We start from the raw sequence: 17701 nt of genomic DNA, 5'->3' as shown, positions 1-17701 counted from the left end.
TAACTTTTCGAAACAGATTAGTACTTTTTCGGATAACTAAAGAAATGATACTTTCCTATTAATAAAGTAAGCGCCAGAAGATACAATTTCTGGCGCTACTTTTTTTAGTGATCACTTACTATTTCCCGTATCTCCACTAACAAATAGGGAATTCTATTTTCTCTATCCTTCTTTTTTGATAGAATGGATGATCCCTATATTAACTTTGCCTACTTGCATGACTTTTGCAGATCTATCTTTGAACGGGGTTAATGCTTTTAAAGTATATCTTGCAATTACTAAGCCAATTGCTGTAATTCCTTCTGCAAGTGGGAAGGCAAGCCAAATGTAATCAGTGCCCATGTAAGTTGGTAATAACCATAAAAGTGGTAAGAATAGCACTATACTTCTGGTAATGATTATAATTGAAGAAAGTTTAATCTTCTTAATCGCTTGGTAATACTCGGCATATACTAAATTAAAACCTAAAAATAAATAGCCGATGAAAAACATAGAAATACCTTTCTCCGTGTAATTAAACACTTCTTCGGAGGTAACTCCGAATAACGAAACAATTACATCTCCGAACAACCAGCCCACTAGTAATATTAGAGCTCCGAATAAAATCCCCGTAATCACGCCTAATCTCAAAAATTGCTGTAAACGGTCATATAACTTCGCTCCATAGTGAAAGCTTACAATAGGTTGGAGGGCCGCACCAATGCCGATAAATAGCATGATAAAAACAGCATGTAAATAATTCACAACAGCATACGAAGTAACACCAACGGCTCCAACAAAATGCATAAACGTCACATTATAAGCAATAATTGTCATAGCAGCAGAACCTTCTACTATAAAACTTGGCAAGCCGATCTTCAATATTTCAGAAACCGTCTCCAGCTCAAATCTTAACTTAGTAAATTTCAACACACTCGTTTTTCGAGTAAAATGGAGCAATAATACGAGTAGTCCAATAGCGGTTGAAAGAACGGTTGCATAGGCAGCGCCTTCAACACCAAGTTCCATTACAAAAATAAACAAATAATTAAATACAATGTTTAGAAGTGAAGTAGTTCCAAGTCCAAGCATAGCAAGTTTTGGATTTCCATCATTGCGTATAAAAATACTTAATATATTTTCTACTACATAAATGACACCAAACACTAGGATAATATGAAGATAGTCTTGTACATAAGGAAAAATTTCATCACTTGCACCAAACAAATAAGCAATTTCTTTTTGCTTCCATAAACTTAGAATGACAAGTACCGCAACAATGATAACGGCTAGGAAAAGAGATTGTGTAAAGATTGAACGAGCTTTTTTACTATCATTTTCTCCAAGTGAAATGGAATATAGCGTTGCTCCCCCCATCCCGATCCAGAGGGAAATGGAAAGTAAAATAGAGAAAATAGGTACCGCTATATTTATACCAGCAAGTGCTTCAGGACCGATTCCATTACTAACAAAAATACCGTCGACTAAAATATTGACTGCCATTAGTAGCATTCCGAGTAAGGAAGGGATTAAATACATTATAAATAATTTTTTGGTTGGCGTGTTTCTTAATGTTTCATTCATGTTATTCACCTGTTGTTTATAGAGTAGAGTTATCTAGCTGTCCGTTTAAGTTTGTTATATTTTTCATCATAATTCTTTCATTTTTTAGATCGAATTCACCATTGAAACGAAATTCAAATTTTTGGTATAAGTGAATCGCTGCTCTATTTTCTTCAAAGACACTCAAATATATTTGTGTACATGAAAATTCAATAACTAGTTTCTGTATTAAAGCTTCCAGCATGATAGTTCCATAACCAAAACCTTGGTATCTGGAATCGATTAAAAAACGATCCAACCATACTCGGCCATTCTCCATTTCCTCAGGGAAAAACCCATACATGGCAAAGCCGATTAAACAATCGTCAGAATAAAGGCCAACTGGTTTATATATACTACATTCTTCTGCTTCTTCTAAACATTGTTCAGTTGTTTCTATAAAAGACGCTTGTAACTCCCTAACACTTAACTTTAATATATCTTGAACATTTTCTTGCGTTACGTCACGAATGGATATATTCATGACTATCAAATCCTTTCTTTTTAGTGCAAACATACACGCTAAATGGTATAGTTACATCCTAAAGTATCCGGTAACCATATAGTCAAGGGGGGAATAAGTAGATGAGCGAGAATTTACGTAAATATTTTACGACAGGCGAATTCGCAAAGTTATGTAATGTGAAAAAACAGACCTTATTTCACTATGATGAGATTGGACTTCTTTCACCAGAAATAAAAAATGAAAAAGGTTATCGTTATTACTCCTACCATCAATTTGACGTTTTTAATGTTATTGAACTTCTAAAAGAGGTAGACATGCCTTTAAAAGAAATTAAACTGTTTTTGAACAATAAGACGCCTGCTGAATTAATTGAGCTTTTAAAAGGGAAGTCATTGGAAATTCAAAAAAAGATAAATAATTTGAACCAAATACAAAAAATAATCGACACAAAGATAGCTCTAACGGAAAATGCACTAACCTTAGATTTTAAGCAAATTAGACTAGAGGAACAGGAAGAGGAGTTATTATTTTTAAGTGACTCTATTTTAGATTGTTCAGATCGGTCTTTTTTAAAATCTGTCTCCAATTTCATTGATTTTTTATACAAAAATGAACTCGATATTGGGTATCCAATTGGTGCGATTGTAAATAAGGAAAAGTTGATGGAAGAGGATTATGATAATTATTCTTATTTGTATACGAAAACAGAGGCAGACATGGAGAATGTTTCATTTTACACGAAACCAAAAGGATTATATGTTGTAGCTTACCATGTAGGGAATGATAAAAATATTTCGAAAACTTATAGAAGAATCATGAATTTTATGGATACACTTCATATAAAGCTTGGGAGCTATTCATACGAGGAATATATACTAGATGAAATCTCTGTAAGCGGTAATGATAACTATGTCACCCAAATCATGATAGAGGTGGAGATGATTTAAAGTGAGCAGTGATGGATTATATATTCATATATTTCATGCACCAAAACTGAAAGAAACTGACAATGTAGTTGTTTCTAGCGTGGTGGGAATTCTATGAATAATGCAGCATAGGATGCGGGGGTTGAAAACTACAAACTGGAGGATATGAGCAAAAATATCATGAAAAATTGAAGCATATCTGATAAAGAAATGGAACTCTTATTAGCATGTATTTGTGACAATAAAATTTGCCATGCGGATGAATAATATAAGAAAGCCTAAAACTAACCCCCATTTCTGAGCAAATAACTCATAGAAATGGGGGTTGTAATTTAGCTACTTATGCTTTTTTAATAAATAATGACATGACCAATCCTATGATTGCTAAGACTAAGCCAAATATAAAGGCATCTTGAACACCAGCAGTTAATGAAGCACTAACTGTTTCTGGATCCAATACATTTGTTGCATTCTTCAAATAAGCGTTCTGAGATGTTGACATAATTGTAATTGCAACAGCTGTTCCGATTGCACCTGATACTTGTTGTAATGTATTCATCAAGGCAGTTCCATCTGGATATAGATTTCTTGGAAGTTGGTTAAGTCCATTTGTCTGTGCTGGCATCATAACCATTGATACTCCAATAAATAGAACAGAGTGCATAATAATAACCATCAAAATAGAAGTATCCACAGTGATATTGGAAAGCATCCATAGCATGATAATCATGATGATGAATCCAGGTGAAACAAGGCCTCTTGGTCCATATTTGTCAAATATACGACCAGTCAATGGAGACATAAAACCATTTAAAACTCCACCTGGTAATAGTACAAGTCCTGCTGTAAATGCTGCTAAAGCAAGTCCTGTTTGCAAGTATAATGGCAAAAGAATCATTGAAGACAAGATCACCATAAAGGTGATAAATACACTTAATAATCCTAACGTAAACATTGGGAATTTTAGAACTCTTAAGTCAATCATTGGTGTTTCCATTTTAAATTGTCTCATAGAGAACAAAGCTAGTGCGAATAGACCGACAATGATTGTGGTAATAACTATGAAACTACCCCAACCCTTTTCTCCTGCACTACTAAAGCCATAGACAATTCCGCCAAAACCGATAGTTGATAAAATGATTGATAGGATATCTATTTTTGGTTTCGTTACAGTCGTTACATTTTGCACGAATTTTATACCAAACAACAAAGCAATTAGAAGGAAAGGTAAACAAATCCAAAAAATCCAATGCCAAGTAAGTTGCTCAAGAACTAAACCAGAAATCGTTGGACCAATCGCTGGTGCAAACATTATTACCAATCCCATAATTCCCATTGTGGCCCCTCTTTTATGAACGGGGAAAATGAGTAAAATAGTATTGAACATTAAAGGTAATAATAACCCTGTTCCTATCGCTTGTATAACCCGCGAAAGTAGCAGTATAGTAAAACTCGGTGCAAGTGCTGCTATAAGCGTTCCTACAATTGAAAATAGTAATGAAGCGATAAATAATTGTCTTGTAGTGAACCACTGCATGATGACCCCTGAGACGGGTACTAGTATCCCTAATGTTAATAGGTAACCAGTTGTTAGCCATTGAACTGAGGATGGACTAATATCAAATATTCCTATTAAATCTCCAAGTGCCATATTCAATGCGGTCTCACTAAATAATCCGACAAACCCAGCTATTAAAAAGGAGATTAAGATAGGGGTTGTTTTAAATACTGGTTTTTCTTGCTGTGAAGCTTTTTCAATCATGAACAAATTCCTCCAATTACTAACTACATAGACCTTACATATAATACATATTCTGATGAATTAAAATTAATCTTTCTTCAATAATAACGTAATTTGCTTTTTAGCTACTTCAAGCGGCTTATTACTTTTATTTGTTAAAGATAAAAGAATAGCACCTTCTATCATTAAATTTATAGTAATTCCTAAGTCCGTTGCTTGTTTCTCGTCATATCCGGATTGAAGTAATTTCATCCTATAAATAGCTTGCCATTCTTCAAAAGCAAGTTGACATGCCATTCGGATAGGCTCACTTGTGGAATGGGTTTCTCCAGCAATTGTTCCAATAGGGAAGCCTATGTTATCACTTTTTATAATGATACCGGATAAATGGTCCAGATGTGATTGTAATGCTAGAATAGGATCTTCCATATCATCAAACACCTCTTGAATTTCATCTATAACAATTGCCTTTGTATGATTAATAGCTGCAATGGCTAACTGCTCCTTACCCTGTGGAAAATAGTGATAAAGAGAGCCTTTTGGAATTCCACTTTCCTCTATAATGTCTTTAAGTCCCACTCCATAGTAGCCTCGTATCCGAAAAAGCCGGGACGCAGTTTCAATTAGAACATCTTTTGAATTATTTTTTGTAGACAATTTTAAATCACCTCATAAATTATACCAACCGGTCTATTAAATTAATATATAGAAATGAGCATGTTTTGTCAAAATATATTTATTAAAAGAGGGTCCTTTTTACCATATTTGTATATCTTTACAATTACATAGATGATAAAATATTTAGATACTTGTGGTTTGGAAAAGGAGTTTCATATGACAATCTATATAAGCCCCCCGAAAAATTTAGAAAATTTAGCTGTATTCTTAGAGGTTATAAACAAGGATGACCACTCTCATATTGGATATTGCGGAGAAAATAAGAAGGAAATTTACGATACGCTAACAAATGATTTTTCCGATTTGGACATAATGAAATCATTTGTAGTTGTCTTTGATGAAGACAATATAATAGGTGCACTGGGATTTGACGTGGATGAAGAAAACAAAAGTGCGGAAGTATGGGGACCATTTGTCAAAGAAGACCAAGACTATACCAAAATTGCAAATGATTTGTGGGAAGCGTTAGAGATCAGTATTCCTTGTAAACTAAACGAGTACTTGTTTTTTGTGAATGAAAAAAATACTTTAGCTAGTCAATTTATTGAAAATAAAAATGGAATAGAAAGTGGTCATCATCTTATATTAAGGGCAGAAAGAAATAATCTAACGAATGGACAAGATTTACTTATTAAAACGTATGAACCTGTTTTTCACAAATCATTTAGTGACCTTCATAATCTAGCTTTTCCAAATACGTATTATAGTAGTGAGCAGATTATTTCTCGAATTAGTAAAGACCACCAATTATTTATCATCCGAGACAACAATGTGATAAAGGGATACGTGTATGTGGAGGCCGTACCTCTTCACGGAGAAGGAGCAATTGAATATATTGCTGTTTCGCCTGAATATCGGGGACAAGGAATAGCAACGAAGTTAATGCAAGCGGCTCTTCATCATTTATTTTCATATGAAACAATAGATGAAATTACATTAAGTGTAGGGGCTAACAACAAAGCTGCAATTGCTCTTTATATGGCCTCGGGATTTCAATTAAAACATAGACTGGTTGCGTACAAAAAATAGAATAGAATTATACTGAACGAGGAGTTCGTTCTTCATAGTTCTTTTCATGCTTGGTATCTTTCAATACTTGGTTGTTATGCTTTTCCTCAGGATCTATTCCAGACATTGCATCATCGAAAGGTTGATAATTCACCTTTGGAAAACGTTTCTTCCTAATGATTTGGTAAGTTATACGAGCAAACAAGACAATGAAAAAAAGTCCATATAGAATACTAGCTATATCCATTTATAAACACTCCTTTCATCATAGTATTCGACATCAAATAACATATACCTTTTAAGAAAGGGGGCTTCTATTATGCAAAAAGAAATAGAGCAAGCTATTCTTTTCAGAAATAATGGAATGAAAAAAGAATCAAACGAGCTCCTGCTTCAATTAGTAGAAAAGTATCCGAATAACGCAAGTATCCACTATCAATGTGGATGGAGTTTTGACGTTTTAGGTGAAGAGACAGAAGCTATACCATTTTATGAAAAAGCGATAGAGCTCGGTCTTCCAAATAATGAATTGGAAGGGGCCATTATAGGATTGGGAAGTACATATAGGGCACTAGGTGAGTATGAAAAATCGAAGCAAGTGTTTAAACGAGGGATAGAATTGTTTCCGAATAATAAGGCTATTCAAGTGTTCTACGCGATTACTTTGTATAATCTTCGCGAACATTCAAATGCTACCGAGTTATTGTTGGATGTATTATTGGAAACGACTGATGATAAACAGATTCTTTCTTACGAAAAAGCATTAAAATTTTACTCTAAGCATCTTGATGAAGTTTGGAAATAAGGTAGATGATTACAGGTAATATTCATAAGCATTCCATACACTTTCTCCTAATCTAACAACCTCATCTATTGTATGGCGTAATAATTTTCTTCTTTGCATAGAATATAGAGCATTTATTATTCTATTATTCGAAGGGAGAAGAGAATGGGAGTACGGTTGATTCAAATTTCTGTTGTTTATTTTGCAATTGGGGTTAGTTTAGGAATGTACATGTCTATGGCTCATGATTATGCATTAACAGGTGTTCATGTACACATTAATCTGTTAGGTTGGGCTTCGTTTGCACTTGCTGGGATTGTTTATCATTTATTTCCTGCAATTTCTAAAAATATGTATGCAAAACTGCATTTTTGGAGTGCCAATATAGGTATTCCATTAATGATGATTTCACTAACTGTTTTAATATTGGCAGCAGCCGATCAAGCTACGATATTTGTTGCGATAGGCGGGGTGTTAGTAGTGTTTAGTGTAATCCTGTTCGCTATTAACGTTTTACAAAATGTGAGAGTATAATTTTCATATATGAGGAGACTGGGACAGTAGTAGATTTTTTATTGGATAAGGAGAAACCTTTACTAAATAATGGATATTTAATAAAATTGATTGAAATGGAGGGGCGACTCCTACGGGAATAGCGTGATGCCTGAGACTACAGGATCAGTCCACGGCCGTGGAAAGCGTCCCTGGAATGGAAATCAATTTTGTGCACAGCAAAAAAAACAGCATTTTTCTCACAGAGAAAAATGCTGTTTTGGGGTTCTGTCCCAGCCTCTTTGAATTACATACTTTAATGTACAAGTTAATCGGATTTACCCTAAATGATATACATCTTAAGCCTTAGAGAACTTCACATCTGAGGACTATAGGAATTGGTATTCATTTCTTTATAATGAAGTGTATAAGGTAAATAAATGGGAGGTTACAGCAGTGAGTATAAAAAAGGTTGGTATCATCGCGATTATTGTAATAGTTTTAGGAGCAGCTTTAAACGTTGGGATGAGTATAGCTGGTGGATTTGTCAAAAATACAGAAGAAATTGAGATTGTGGAAGAGTTCACGAGGATAGATATAACAGGGGATAACACAGCTATTGAAGTTGTTCGAACGTCTAGTTCTAACGGGAAAGTTGAATTTATAAGCAAAAAAAGCTCACGTAGTAAAATTCAGGCATATGTAAAAGGTGATACTTTATATGTAGATATGAAAAAGAAGCTCTTTAACGGATTCAATATTGGATTCAATGCTTCAGGTAACAAAATTGTCGTAACTGTTCCGGATGAAAAATACGAGGAGTTAACAACGCAAACAGACAATGGTCAAATTATCGCAAGCGATCTCCAATTTGAAACAGTAAATATTAAGTCAGATAATGGGAAAATCGTATTAGAAGATCTGGAAAGTAAGAAGGTCAATGTAAAAACAAATAACGGAAAAATAGATTTTCACAATGTTACTGGTGATATAGAAGCCAAATCTGATAATGGTCAAATTTCGATGGTGACGGATAACCTAGACCGATCCATATCCTTAGAAACAGATAATGGACTTATTAATATTCGTTCGACCAATGAACCAAAGAACGCAACTATATATGCCGATATAGATAATGGAAGAATTGATATTTTTGGATCTGCTAATGGAGAAACCATTTTCGGCAAAGGTGAGAATATAATCGATTTAACAACCGATAATGGGGTTATTTCGGTGAAAAAGGGAAATTAATAAAGAAATACAAGCAATATATTGACGATTACGTTAATCTTTGTTAAATTGTTTCTTATATCATTTGTGAAGAGAAAATTCTAGTAGAAGAAAAACTCGTCCTCAATGGGCGAGTTTTTTTATGGAAGAAAGGAGCAGTCACTTGGTAAAAAATCTAATTGTAATTGTGGGCTCCTTTGTAATTGCTTTTGCGTTTAATGCATTTTTAGTACCTCATGAAATTTTAAGCAGTGGAATAAGTGGTATAGCTATTTTGTTAGGTCTTATAACTCCTTTTGATACAGGCATACTTAACTTTGTTATGAATGTACCACTTTTAATATTAGGGTATTACAAGCTTGGAAAAGAAATTACGCTTAATACGCTTGTATGTGTTTTATCGTTATCCATATTTTTATACGTAATCCCTGCAGAGCCTATTTCAAATAATATATTGCTCTCGGCTATATTTGGAGGAGCTATTGGTGGACTTGGTATAGGTCTTATCATGAAATACTCTGGTACGTCTGGTGGGATGGATATAATAGCTATTATTATTTCTCGCATAAGTAATTTTAGTGTGGGTCTATTACTTACAGGGATGAACAGTGTAATCGTGCTAGTTTCTGGAACTGTATTTAACTGGGAAATAGCATTATACACCTTATTATCCATATATTTAACTGGTAAAGCGATTGACACCATTTATACCAATCATGAAAAACTAACGATGCAAATAATAACGACGGCAGCTGAACCAATTCGTCAGGAATTATTAGCAAGCATTTATCGTGGGGTGACTGTCACAGAAGGATATGGTGGCTACACGCTAGAAAAAAAGCATATTCTAATGATGGTCGTTACTAGATATGAAATGTTGCAAATAAAGCAAATTATTCATAAGCATGATGAAAAAGCATTTATCAATATATTTGAGACGGTTGAAGTCGTTGGTGAATTCGCAAAAAATTAAAGATTATTATAGTTTCGAACAACAAAGCCGATATTCCTATATTTAGGGATATCGGCTTTTTAATTGTTGATGAAAGGAATATTTTTGAATTTATTTGTACAAACTTAATAAGTACATATAAAACTTTTTTCAGCAAAGGAGGGATACGATGGGATTTTTTTATGAGAAAAAAAATAATCAGTTAAAACCCACAACTCCTTCCAAGAGTCCAACGAAGGAGTCTAATGAAAAACAAATACTAAAAACAAACCTTCAGGAAAATATAAAAACCGTAAAAGATACTCTAGGTGAAAGCACCGATATTATAATTCGAGAGATTCGAATTGGAAAAGAAGGAGTGCTTAAAGCTGGAATAATGTATACAGATGGTTTAAGCGATGCACCTTCTATACAACACTTCATTATGGAGTCTTTAATGTTGGAAATTAAAGATACTAATATAGAAAGCGAGCTTCGTCCTAGTCCTAACCTTATGAACACATTAAAAGATTTTGCCATGACCGTAGGAGAATTAAAAGACTTTACCCATTTTGATGAGTTATTTCTTTCCCTTTTATCAGGAGATGTCATTATTTTGATTGAAGGTTATTCGGAAGGACTAATCATTGGTAATAAACGTTGGGCTGAACGTGGAGTTACTGAAAGTACGACACAAACAGTAATAAGGGGTCCAAGGGAAGCATTCTCAGAGAATATACGTATAAATACTGCCTTAATACGGCGAAAAATAAAAGACCCACAACTTTGGATGGAAAGCAGAATAATAGGAAAACGCACGAAAACGAATATTGCCGTCATGTATATCAAAGGCATTGCAAATGACGATATAGTGGAAGAACTTCGTTTGCGACTAGATCGCATTGACATCGATGGAATACTTGAAAGTGGCAATATCGAGGAATTGATTCAGGATGCTCAAGCATCACCTTTTCCTACTGTATATCACTCGGAACGTCCTGATGTAGTAGCTGCAGATATTTTAGAAGGCAAAATAGCTATTTTAATCGATGGTACACCGTTTGTGTTAACCGTTCCTGCGTTATTTGTTCAGTTCTTTCAATCTTCTGAAGACTTTTATCAGCGTGCTGATCTTACCAGTCTTGTTCGAATCCTTCGATTTTTTTCATTCACAATCTCATTACTTGCTCCTGCTTTATTTATAGCGGCTACTACTTATCATCATGAGATGATACCGACTGCATTGCTTATTAATCTGGCTGCCCAACGAGAGGGCGTCCCATTCCCTGCATTTATTGAAGCACTTATAATGGAAATAACTTTTGAAATTTTACGTGAAGCGGGTTTAAGAATGCCAAGAGCTATCGGTTCAACCATGTCCATTGTAGGCGCGTTTGTTATTGGAACGGCAGCAGTAGAAGCAGGTATGATTTCCGCTGCCATGGTAATTGTTGTTTCGATAACAGCTATCGCTAGTTTTGTTTCTCCTTCCTACGACATGGCGATGTCTGTCAGAATTTTGCGATTTATATTTATGGGACTTGCTGCTTCGTTTGGTTTGTTTGGAGTTACAGTTGGTTTAATTGCGCTTATTTTGCATTTATGCAGTTTACGTTCTTTTGGCATTCCATATATGTTTCCAATTGCTCCGTTTAATCTTTCCGGTCAAAAGGATACATTTATTCGAGTTCCAATATGGAAAATGTTTACTCGTCTTCCTCTTATCAGTCAAAATAATATAAAGAGACAGCAAAATCCAACTGCTGCAAAATCGAGGCCGGAAAAAGAACAATGAGTGAAGTTAGGGGGATTAGTCAATGAAAAGAGGCATCTTCATATTACTGATTCTTAGCATCTTTCTCACAGGTTGTTGGAATCGAAGGGAATTAAATGAGCTAGGCATAACTCTAGCCGTAGGTATTGATAAATCAGATGGCGAATACATTGTTTCTGCCCAAATCGTTGTTCCTTCAGAAGTCTCCGCGAGCGGAGGTATGGGGAAAACACCGGTTACTCTCATTAAAGGGCGAGGAGAGACTGTGTATGAAGCCATTCGTAAAATGACTAAAGAAACGCCTAGAAAAATGTATCCTGGACATCTTCGAATGCTTGTTTTAAGTGAATCATTAGCCGAAGAAGGAATTGGAGATTCCTTAGATGTGTTATCAAGGGACTGGGAATTACGATCGGATTTCTATGTTGTTGTAGCTAAGGAATCTACAGCAGAAGAAATTTTGAATGTTCAAACTACATTAGAAAGCATACCAGCCAATAAAATGTTTAACACACTTAAAATATCAGAAGAAAACTGGGCAGCTACGGTAGGAGTCACCTTAGATCAGCTAATAAAAGATTTAAGAAGTGAAGGAAAAGAAGCGGTATTAACAGGGATTCTAACAACAGGACATAGGGAATCAGGATCAAGCAAACAGAATGTGGAAACAATCACTCCCTCTGTTACAATTCAATACGACGATTTAGCTATATTTAAAGCCGATAAACTAGTAGGGTGGTTAACAGAAGATGAGAGTAGAGGCTATAATGGCATTATAAATCATGTGAAAAATACTGTGTCATCCATATCTTGCCCAGAAGAAGGAAAAGCTTCAATGGAACTAACTAGTTTCAAAACAGATGTTAAAGGCAAAGTTATAAACGGAAGACCGGAAGTGGATGTCAATACTAAGGTTGAGGCAAATGTAGGTGCCTTGGAATGCTCAATTGATATTACTAAATCAGAATCAATTGAAGCACTTGAAAAAATTCTCGAAAAAGAAATGGAAAATACCATTAACAATTCTATTGACAGTGTACAAGAGAAATACGAGACAGACATATTTGGATTTGGGAATGCTATTCATCGATCAAATCCAAAAGAATGGAAAAAGATGAAAAAGGAGTGGGATCAATATTTTACTGAATTAACAGTAAATGTAGAGGTCAATGCAAAAATTGTGAAAACTGGTACAGTGGATAATTCTGTAGTAGAACTAAGAAAGGACTAATAAATTATGTTGAAAAGCGTAGGAATACTCTTAATAGCTGGCGTCATTCTATTTATTGAAGTTCCGTCCCTATTGGAAAAAAAGTATAAAAAAGAGTTGATTGTGTTTTCGATTCTTCTTGCTTTTGGAGTTGGGCTAGGTATTGCATATAGTTTTGGGAAATCTATTCCGAATCCAATTGATCTTCTAAATTTCATTTTCAAGCCATTACATGATGCGCTTACTCGTCAGGTGAATTAGAACAAAAAGTGAGGTGGAAATATTATAAGATGCAAAACGTTAAAATAAGTTCGCACCAATTTCTAGTTTTAGTTATCTTATTTACGATAGGTACGGGAATCTTAGTTGTACCATCAATTTTAGCTGCTGATTCGAAGCAAGATGCTTGGATTGCCGCAGTATTAGGTACGGGTATTGGACTTTTGATAATATGGCTATTTACGAAAATAGGTCTTTGGTTTCCTAACCAAACTTTTATCCAAATGAATGAAACACTTTTTGGAAAATGGTTAGGTAAAGCCTTTTCTTTCTTTTTTATATTCTTAAGTCTTCTATTTACTATTATTCTCTTGTATTATTCTGGTACATTCCTTACCACACACGTGTTACCAAATACGCCTATGGCAGCCACTAATATACTTATGGCGTTTATAATGGTAATGGCTGTTCGTCTTGGAATTGAAACCATTGCTCGTTCTGCAGAAATTTTAATAGGTATTTTCTTCCTACTATTTATTATTTTAGTGGTTTTTATTGCACCTGAAATCGAAATTATAAACATGCAGCCTGTATTTGAGGCAGACATTAAGAGCTTCGCTCATGGAACCTTATCATTGGTCGTTATTTCTTCCATCAATGCAGTGGCTTTATTAATGGTTTTTCCTGCCTTTATCAGCCAACCTAAATCTGCAAAGAAATCTTTTTTTATTGGAAATTTAATAGGCGGACTAGTCATTATTATCATTACACTTTTTTGTATTTTAGTTTTAGGCCATGATTTGACGGCCAGACAAATGTATCCAAGCTACGGACTAGCCAAAAAGATTAACATTGGAAATTTTGTGAACCGCATAGAAGTACTGATGGCTACGCTTTGGATTATTTGTCTCTTTTTTAAGATGGTTTTATATTTTTTTGCATCTGTCTTTGGGCTGGCGCAAATTTTAAATTTGAAAGATTATCGTCCCTTAACTTATCCGTTAGGGATGATTGTAGTTGTCCTATCGCTCGTCGTTTTTTCTAATGTTGTGGAGCAACAAACTTTTGATTCGACTATATCTATTTATTTTTCATTGTTGATAGGACTTCTTTTACCTCTTTTGATGGTAATTGTATATTCTGTACGAAAAAAACAATTGAAAAAATATACTGAAAATCCTTAAAAATATTTAGTTAATTCTATTCTGATTCCAATTGATCCTTAACTTTTATTTTTTAGACATTACATGATTCTCTAAGTCGATAGGTTAGTTCGTACTAATGGTGTTGTGGAGGTATGATAAGTTGCCAAACGATAAAATAAATTCGTACCAATTTCTAGTTTTAGTTATTTTATTTACTGTCGGTACGAGCATCTTAATTGTACCATCAGCTTTGGTTGCAGTAGCCAAGCAAGACGGTTGGATTGCCGCAATACTTGGTACAGGAATTGGGATAGTGATTGTATGGGTATTCACGAAAATCAGTCTTTGGTTTCCTAACATCACTTTTGTTCAATTGATTGAAACCCTTTTTGGAAAATGGATAGGTAAAGCCTTTTCTCTCATATTTGTATGCATGGTTTTTTTATATACTATTACTATTTTGTATCATTCCGGTACGTTTCTTACTACACATGTGATGCCAAATACACCAGTGGCAGCCACTAATATTCTTATGGCGAGTTGTATAATATAATGATTCATACAGCTTGGTTAATAATTATAAATTATACATCACTTTAATGAACTACTTGAAGCGTGTGAAAGAAAGGATCGATGAACACATGAATTTAAATGAACTCAAACATTTACCTGAGTATGATAATGTGTTAGTTGTTGATCAAAATGGTATTACAATTTTCTACGATTTAGCTGATTTACATATCTTGAAGCATATTGGTCTTAAACCAGAAGAGTTTTTAAGAAAAAGCGTTACATCCTTTTATAAAAACTTACCAATTGAAGAAAGTACGTTAATGACAGTTTTAAAAACCGGGGAACCTTTATGGAATATCAAACAACAACTTACATCCAATAATGGGTTTACATATATTTCGAAAAGTTCTACTTTTCCTCTTCATAATGGAACTTCTATCGTAGGAGCTATAGAATTTTCAAAGCATTACTATCAAAAAGAAAATATACAATTACTGGAACAGTTTGCTAGCCATAAAATGTATCGCAAAAATAATACCATTTATACAATCGACAATCTTGTTTCTCAAAGTAATGTGATGGAAGAAATAAAGAGTAAAATAAAAAAAGTTTCCAGTACTGATTCCACAATATTAATAAAAGGGGAAACCGGAACTGGAAAAGAAATTGTTGCACAGTCCATTCATAATTTAAGCAGTCGATATACTCAACCATTCGTCTCGATAAAATGTGGTGAAATTCCTACCAATTTCATAGAACAAATATTTTTCGGAACGGAGAACGATACATTAAATGCAGTACCAGGTATACTTGGTATTTTAGAACAAGCAAACGGTGGAACAATCTTTCTAGATGAAATTAGTGCATTGGATATCAAGCTCCAAGCTAAATTATTGAGAGTAATTGAAGACAAGCTCATTCGTCGTGTTGGTGGAATACAGGATATTCACTTGAATATACGGGTAATAGCTGCTACTAATGAAAATCCCGATAAACTTATGAGAGAAAAACTATTACGTGAAGACTTGTATTATCGATTATGTGTGTTTCAATTAGATTTACCACGATTATCTGACCGGAAAGAGGATATTACAGTACTTATTCATTATTTTATCGAATTTTATAATCGTCATATGCAAACTAAAATTGAAAAATTAGACGATCAAGTATTTTTAGCTTTTCAACAATATAGTTGGCCAGGTAATGTAAGGGAACTTAAGAATGCATTGGAAACTGCGTATAATAACGCAAGCTCTAATGTGATTAATCTAAATGATATTCCAGCGAAAATTAGAGATTACTCTAGTGTTTCGGAGAAAATAAACTTTTCTAAAAATAACTTTCATCTAAAAGACAAAGTGGAGGAATATGAAAAAAACTTAATTGTAATAGAGCTAAATAATACCGGAGGAAAACTTGCAGAAACCGCTAGAAGGTTAGGTATTTCAAAGCAATTATTAAAATATAAAATGAGCAAATACGAATTGAAGTAAAAATATTTTTACGAAAGGGGGTGAAAAATTTACCTCCTTTTTTTATTGGGCATTATTAATTAAGATAAAAGCAACTGTTAGAAAATTAAAATATTGATTTCTACATTTAGATGCATAGAATTTCATTTTTTGTAAGGGTTTTCAATGGGGACAAAAGAAAAGAGGGGAAAAGGAATGAACAAATCAATTCAACATAATCTGATAGTGGGATTTGCATTATTTGCAATATTTTTTGGTGCTGGTAATTTAATATTCCCACCGTCCATAGGAAATGTTTCGGGATCTGAATGGGTATCAGCATTAATTGGGTTTAGTATCACAGGTATAGTATTGCCGCTTTTAGCGGTAATTGCCATATTAAATGCGGGAGGTAAATTTGAAGATTTAACAAGACCGATTAGTCCATGGTTTTATAAAGTATTCAATTTGTTATTGATGGTTGGCATTGGAATGCTTGTAACTATTCCAAGGATGTCCGCAACAACACATGAATTAGGGGTACACCAGTTGTTTCCCAAGGTGCCATCTTTAGTCACTATTTTAGTCTTTTTTGCCATTTGTTTTTATTTTGCAATGGATAAATCAAATGTTATAGATAAAATTGGTAAATTTCTCACACCTGTATTAGTAATTATTCTTTTATTCATCGTTGGAAAAGGTATTTTTGATCCGATCGGCGTACCCGTTGTAACCGATACAAAGAATTCTTTCTCTAATGCTTTCATTAGTGCTTATCAAACTGGGGACGTAGTAACTGGAATCTTTTGTGCACCAATCTTTATAGCTGCAATAGCGGCTTTTGGCTATAAAGGTAAGCAAGCTCGTTCAATGGCATTAACAGGAACACTCATTGCTGGGTTAGGGTTACTTATTGTATATGGAGGATTATTATATCTCGGAGCTTCTGGAAGTGGTCTTTTTCAAACTGGAATTGAAGACACTACTTTAGTTTCCAGCTTAATAGAAATATCACTCGGTAATTTTGGTTCTATAGCTTTAGCCGTTGCGATTGCATTAGCGTGTTTAACTTCAGCTATAGGTGTAATTGCCGTAATCGCTGACTTCTTGAATGACTTAACGAAAAACAAACTAAGCTATCGTCTTTGGGTTGCTATTATATGTATTGTTGGTAGTGTAATAGGTTCCGCTGGGGTTGGAGCAATTGTCACTTATGCAATGCCAATCTTTACGGCTTTATATCCAGTGGCAATTGTTTTAGTAATTCTAGGTACTTTCCGCAAATTCGTTCCAAATTCGGGTTCTTATCAAGGAGCTATTTTATTAACGTTCATAGTTAGTCTGTTTGAAACAATCGGTTCAATAGGATTTACGATACCGTTTTTGACTGACATTATTATGAAACTACCTTTAAGTTCAGAAGGATTTAGTTGGTTAGTACCAGCAATTGTAGGTTTTATTGTTGGAAGTATTCTATATAAATTTTGGGGAAAAGAAAATAATATTTCTAATACCATTCATCCTATAGAGGTTGAATAATCTATTTAACAAG

General features: G+C 34.2%; 18 protein-coding genes. 13 read left to right on the top strand and 5 right to left on the bottom strand.

The features are described 5' to 3' along the window. Window positions 1–162: 162 nt before the first annotated feature. Together MKY37_RS00295 and MKY37_RS00290 are read right to left on the bottom strand one after the other, a co-directional pair. Complete coding sequence (locus tag MKY37_RS00295; protein ID WP_340772532.1) at window positions 163–1563, bottom strand: MATE family efflux transporter; 1401 nt, start codon at window positions 1561–1563, stop codon at window positions 163–165. A gap of 16 nt (window positions 1564–1579) precedes the next feature. After that, window positions 1580–2065, bottom strand: coding sequence for a GNAT family N-acetyltransferase (locus MKY37_RS00290; protein ID WP_340779798.1), 486 nt, complete (start codon window positions 2063–2065; stop codon window positions 1580–1582). A gap of 101 nt (window positions 2066–2166) precedes the next feature. Here MKY37_RS00290 and MKY37_RS00285 point away from each other — a divergent pair, with 101 nt between their 5' ends. Continuing rightward, complete coding sequence (locus MKY37_RS00285; RefSeq protein ID WP_340772530.1) at window positions 2167–2994, top strand: MerR family transcriptional regulator; 828 nt, start codon at window positions 2167–2169, stop codon at window positions 2992–2994. A 319-nt stretch (window positions 2995–3313) separates the two neighbouring features. Here MKY37_RS00285 and MKY37_RS00280 read toward each other — a convergent pair whose 3' ends face one another. Both MKY37_RS00280 and MKY37_RS00275 read right to left on the bottom strand, forming a co-directional pair. Continuing rightward, window positions 3314–4735, bottom strand: a complete 1422-nt coding sequence (locus tag MKY37_RS00280) for a DHA2 family efflux MFS transporter permease subunit (protein ID WP_340772528.1) — start codon at window positions 4733–4735, stop codon at window positions 3314–3316. A gap of 66 nt (window positions 4736–4801) precedes the next feature. Next, window positions 4802–5371, bottom strand: coding sequence for a TetR/AcrR family transcriptional regulator (locus tag MKY37_RS00275; protein ID WP_340772526.1), 570 nt, complete (start codon window positions 5369–5371; stop codon window positions 4802–4804). Between the two features lie 177 nt (window positions 5372–5548). On the opposite strand from MKY37_RS00275, the gene MKY37_RS00270 reads away from it, so the two are divergent. After that, the gene (locus tag MKY37_RS00270; protein ID WP_340772524.1) at window positions 5549–6421 is read left to right on the top strand and encodes a GNAT family N-acetyltransferase; all 873 of its coding nucleotides are present in this window, start codon (window positions 5549–5551) and stop codon (window positions 6419–6421) included. A gap of 7 nt (window positions 6422–6428) precedes the next feature. Here MKY37_RS00270 and MKY37_RS00265 read toward each other — a convergent pair whose 3' ends face one another. Further along, entirely contained in the window at window positions 6429–6647 is a 219-nt protein-coding gene (locus tag MKY37_RS00265) for a hypothetical protein (RefSeq protein ID WP_340772522.1), read from the bottom strand. Window positions 6648–6719: 72 nt separating this feature from the next. Here MKY37_RS00265 and MKY37_RS00260 point away from each other — a divergent pair, with 72 nt between their 5' ends. The 11 genes from MKY37_RS00260 (at window position 6720) to brnQ (ending at window position 17688) form a co-directional block, all read left to right on the top strand. Next, window positions 6720–7205, top strand: coding sequence for a tetratricopeptide repeat protein (locus MKY37_RS00260; protein ID WP_340772520.1), 486 nt, complete (start codon window positions 6720–6722; stop codon window positions 7203–7205). Between the two features lie 144 nt (window positions 7206–7349). After that, window positions 7350–7718: a cytochrome-c oxidase gene (locus MKY37_RS00255; protein WP_340772518.1), complete on the top strand. Its 369-nt coding sequence runs from the start codon at window positions 7350–7352 to the stop codon at window positions 7716–7718. Window positions 7719–8132: 414 nt separating this feature from the next. Continuing rightward, window positions 8133–8927: a DUF4097 family beta strand repeat-containing protein gene (locus MKY37_RS00250; RefSeq protein ID WP_340772516.1), complete on the top strand. Its 795-nt coding sequence runs from the start codon at window positions 8133–8135 to the stop codon at window positions 8925–8927. Window positions 8928–9048: 121 nt separating this feature from the next. Next, entirely contained in the window at window positions 9049–9879 is an 831-nt protein-coding gene (locus MKY37_RS00245) for a YitT family protein (protein ID WP_340772514.1), read from the top strand. A 148-nt stretch (window positions 9880–10027) separates the two neighbouring features. After that, a complete protein-coding gene (locus MKY37_RS00240; RefSeq protein WP_340772512.1) occupies window positions 10028–11632 on the top strand; it encodes a spore germination protein in 1605 nt (534 codons plus the stop codon). A gap of 22 nt (window positions 11633–11654) precedes the next feature. Further along, window positions 11655–12842 (top strand): Ger(x)C family spore germination protein, encoded by a 1188-nt coding sequence (locus tag MKY37_RS00235; RefSeq protein ID WP_340772510.1) that lies wholly within the window; start codon window positions 11655–11657, stop codon window positions 12840–12842. Between the two features lie 6 nt (window positions 12843–12848). Further along, the gene (locus tag MKY37_RS00230) at window positions 12849–13082 is read left to right on the top strand and encodes a hypothetical protein (protein WP_340772508.1); all 234 of its coding nucleotides are present in this window, start codon (window positions 12849–12851) and stop codon (window positions 13080–13082) included. A gap of 29 nt (window positions 13083–13111) precedes the next feature. After that, window positions 13112–14224 (top strand): GerAB/ArcD/ProY family transporter, encoded by a 1113-nt coding sequence (locus MKY37_RS00225; protein WP_340772505.1) that lies wholly within the window; start codon window positions 13112–13114, stop codon window positions 14222–14224. Window positions 14225–14345: 121 nt separating this feature from the next. After that, window positions 14346–14738: a GerAB/ArcD/ProY family transporter gene (locus tag MKY37_RS00220; protein ID WP_340772500.1), complete on the top strand. Its 393-nt coding sequence runs from the start codon at window positions 14346–14348 to the stop codon at window positions 14736–14738. Window positions 14739–14802: 64 nt separating this feature from the next. Beyond that, the gene (locus MKY37_RS00215) at window positions 14803–16191 is read left to right on the top strand and encodes a sigma-54 interaction domain-containing protein (RefSeq protein WP_340772498.1); all 1389 of its coding nucleotides are present in this window, start codon (window positions 14803–14805) and stop codon (window positions 16189–16191) included. Window positions 16192–16365: 174 nt separating this feature from the next. Further along, a complete protein-coding gene (gene brnQ / locus MKY37_RS00210; RefSeq protein WP_340772497.1) occupies window positions 16366–17688 on the top strand; it encodes a branched-chain amino acid transport system II carrier protein in 1323 nt (440 codons plus the stop codon). Window positions 17689–17701 lie beyond the last annotated feature (13 nt).

Origin of the sequence: Psychrobacillus sp. FSL K6-2836 (assembly GCF_038003085.1) — a bacterium.
In the GTDB taxonomy this organism is placed as follows: Bacteria; Bacillota; Bacilli; order Bacillales_A; family Planococcaceae; genus Psychrobacillus.
This window is presented reverse-complemented; position numbering and strand designations above follow the sequence as displayed.

Excerpts from the sequence above, each read along its gene's own strand:
- brnQ (WP_340772497.1), top strand. The coding sequence starts at position 16,366 with ATGAACAAATCAATTCAACATAATCTGATAGTGGGATTTGCATTATTT.
- MKY37_RS00260 (WP_340772520.1), top strand. The coding sequence starts at position 6,720 with ATGCAAAAAGAAATAGAGCAAGCTATTCTTTTCAGAAATAATGGAATG.
- MKY37_RS00290 (WP_340779798.1), bottom strand. The coding sequence starts at position 2,065 with ATGAATATATCCATTCGTGACGTAACGCAAGAAAATGTTCAAGATATA.
- MKY37_RS00280 (WP_340772528.1), bottom strand. The coding sequence starts at position 4,735 with ATGATTGAAAAAGCTTCACAGCAAGAAAAACCAGTATTTAAAACAACC.
- MKY37_RS00235 (WP_340772510.1), top strand. The coding sequence starts at position 11,655 with ATGAAAAGAGGCATCTTCATATTACTGATTCTTAGCATCTTTCTCACA.
- MKY37_RS00225 (WP_340772505.1), top strand. The coding sequence starts at position 13,112 with ATGCAAAACGTTAAAATAAGTTCGCACCAATTTCTAGTTTTAGTTATC.
- MKY37_RS00245 (WP_340772514.1), top strand. The coding sequence starts at position 9,049 with ATGGAAGAAAGGAGCAGTCACTTGGTAAAAAATCTAATTGTAATTGTG.
- MKY37_RS00270 (WP_340772524.1), top strand. The coding sequence starts at position 5,549 with ATGACAATCTATATAAGCCCCCCGAAAAATTTAGAAAATTTAGCTGTA.
- MKY37_RS00240 (WP_340772512.1), top strand. The coding sequence starts at position 10,028 with ATGGGATTTTTTTATGAGAAAAAAAATAATCAGTTAAAACCCACAACT.
- MKY37_RS00295 (WP_340772532.1), bottom strand. The coding sequence starts at position 1,563 with ATGAATGAAACATTAAGAAACACGCCAACCAAAAAATTATTTATAATG.
- MKY37_RS00255 (WP_340772518.1), top strand. The coding sequence starts at position 7,350 with ATGGGAGTACGGTTGATTCAAATTTCTGTTGTTTATTTTGCAATTGGG.
- MKY37_RS00230 (WP_340772508.1), top strand. The coding sequence starts at position 12,849 with ATGTTGAAAAGCGTAGGAATACTCTTAATAGCTGGCGTCATTCTATTT.
- MKY37_RS00265 (WP_340772522.1), bottom strand. The coding sequence starts at position 6,647 with ATGGATATAGCTAGTATTCTATATGGACTTTTTTTCATTGTCTTGTTT.
- MKY37_RS00285 (WP_340772530.1), top strand. The coding sequence starts at position 2,167 with ATGAGCGAGAATTTACGTAAATATTTTACGACAGGCGAATTCGCAAAG.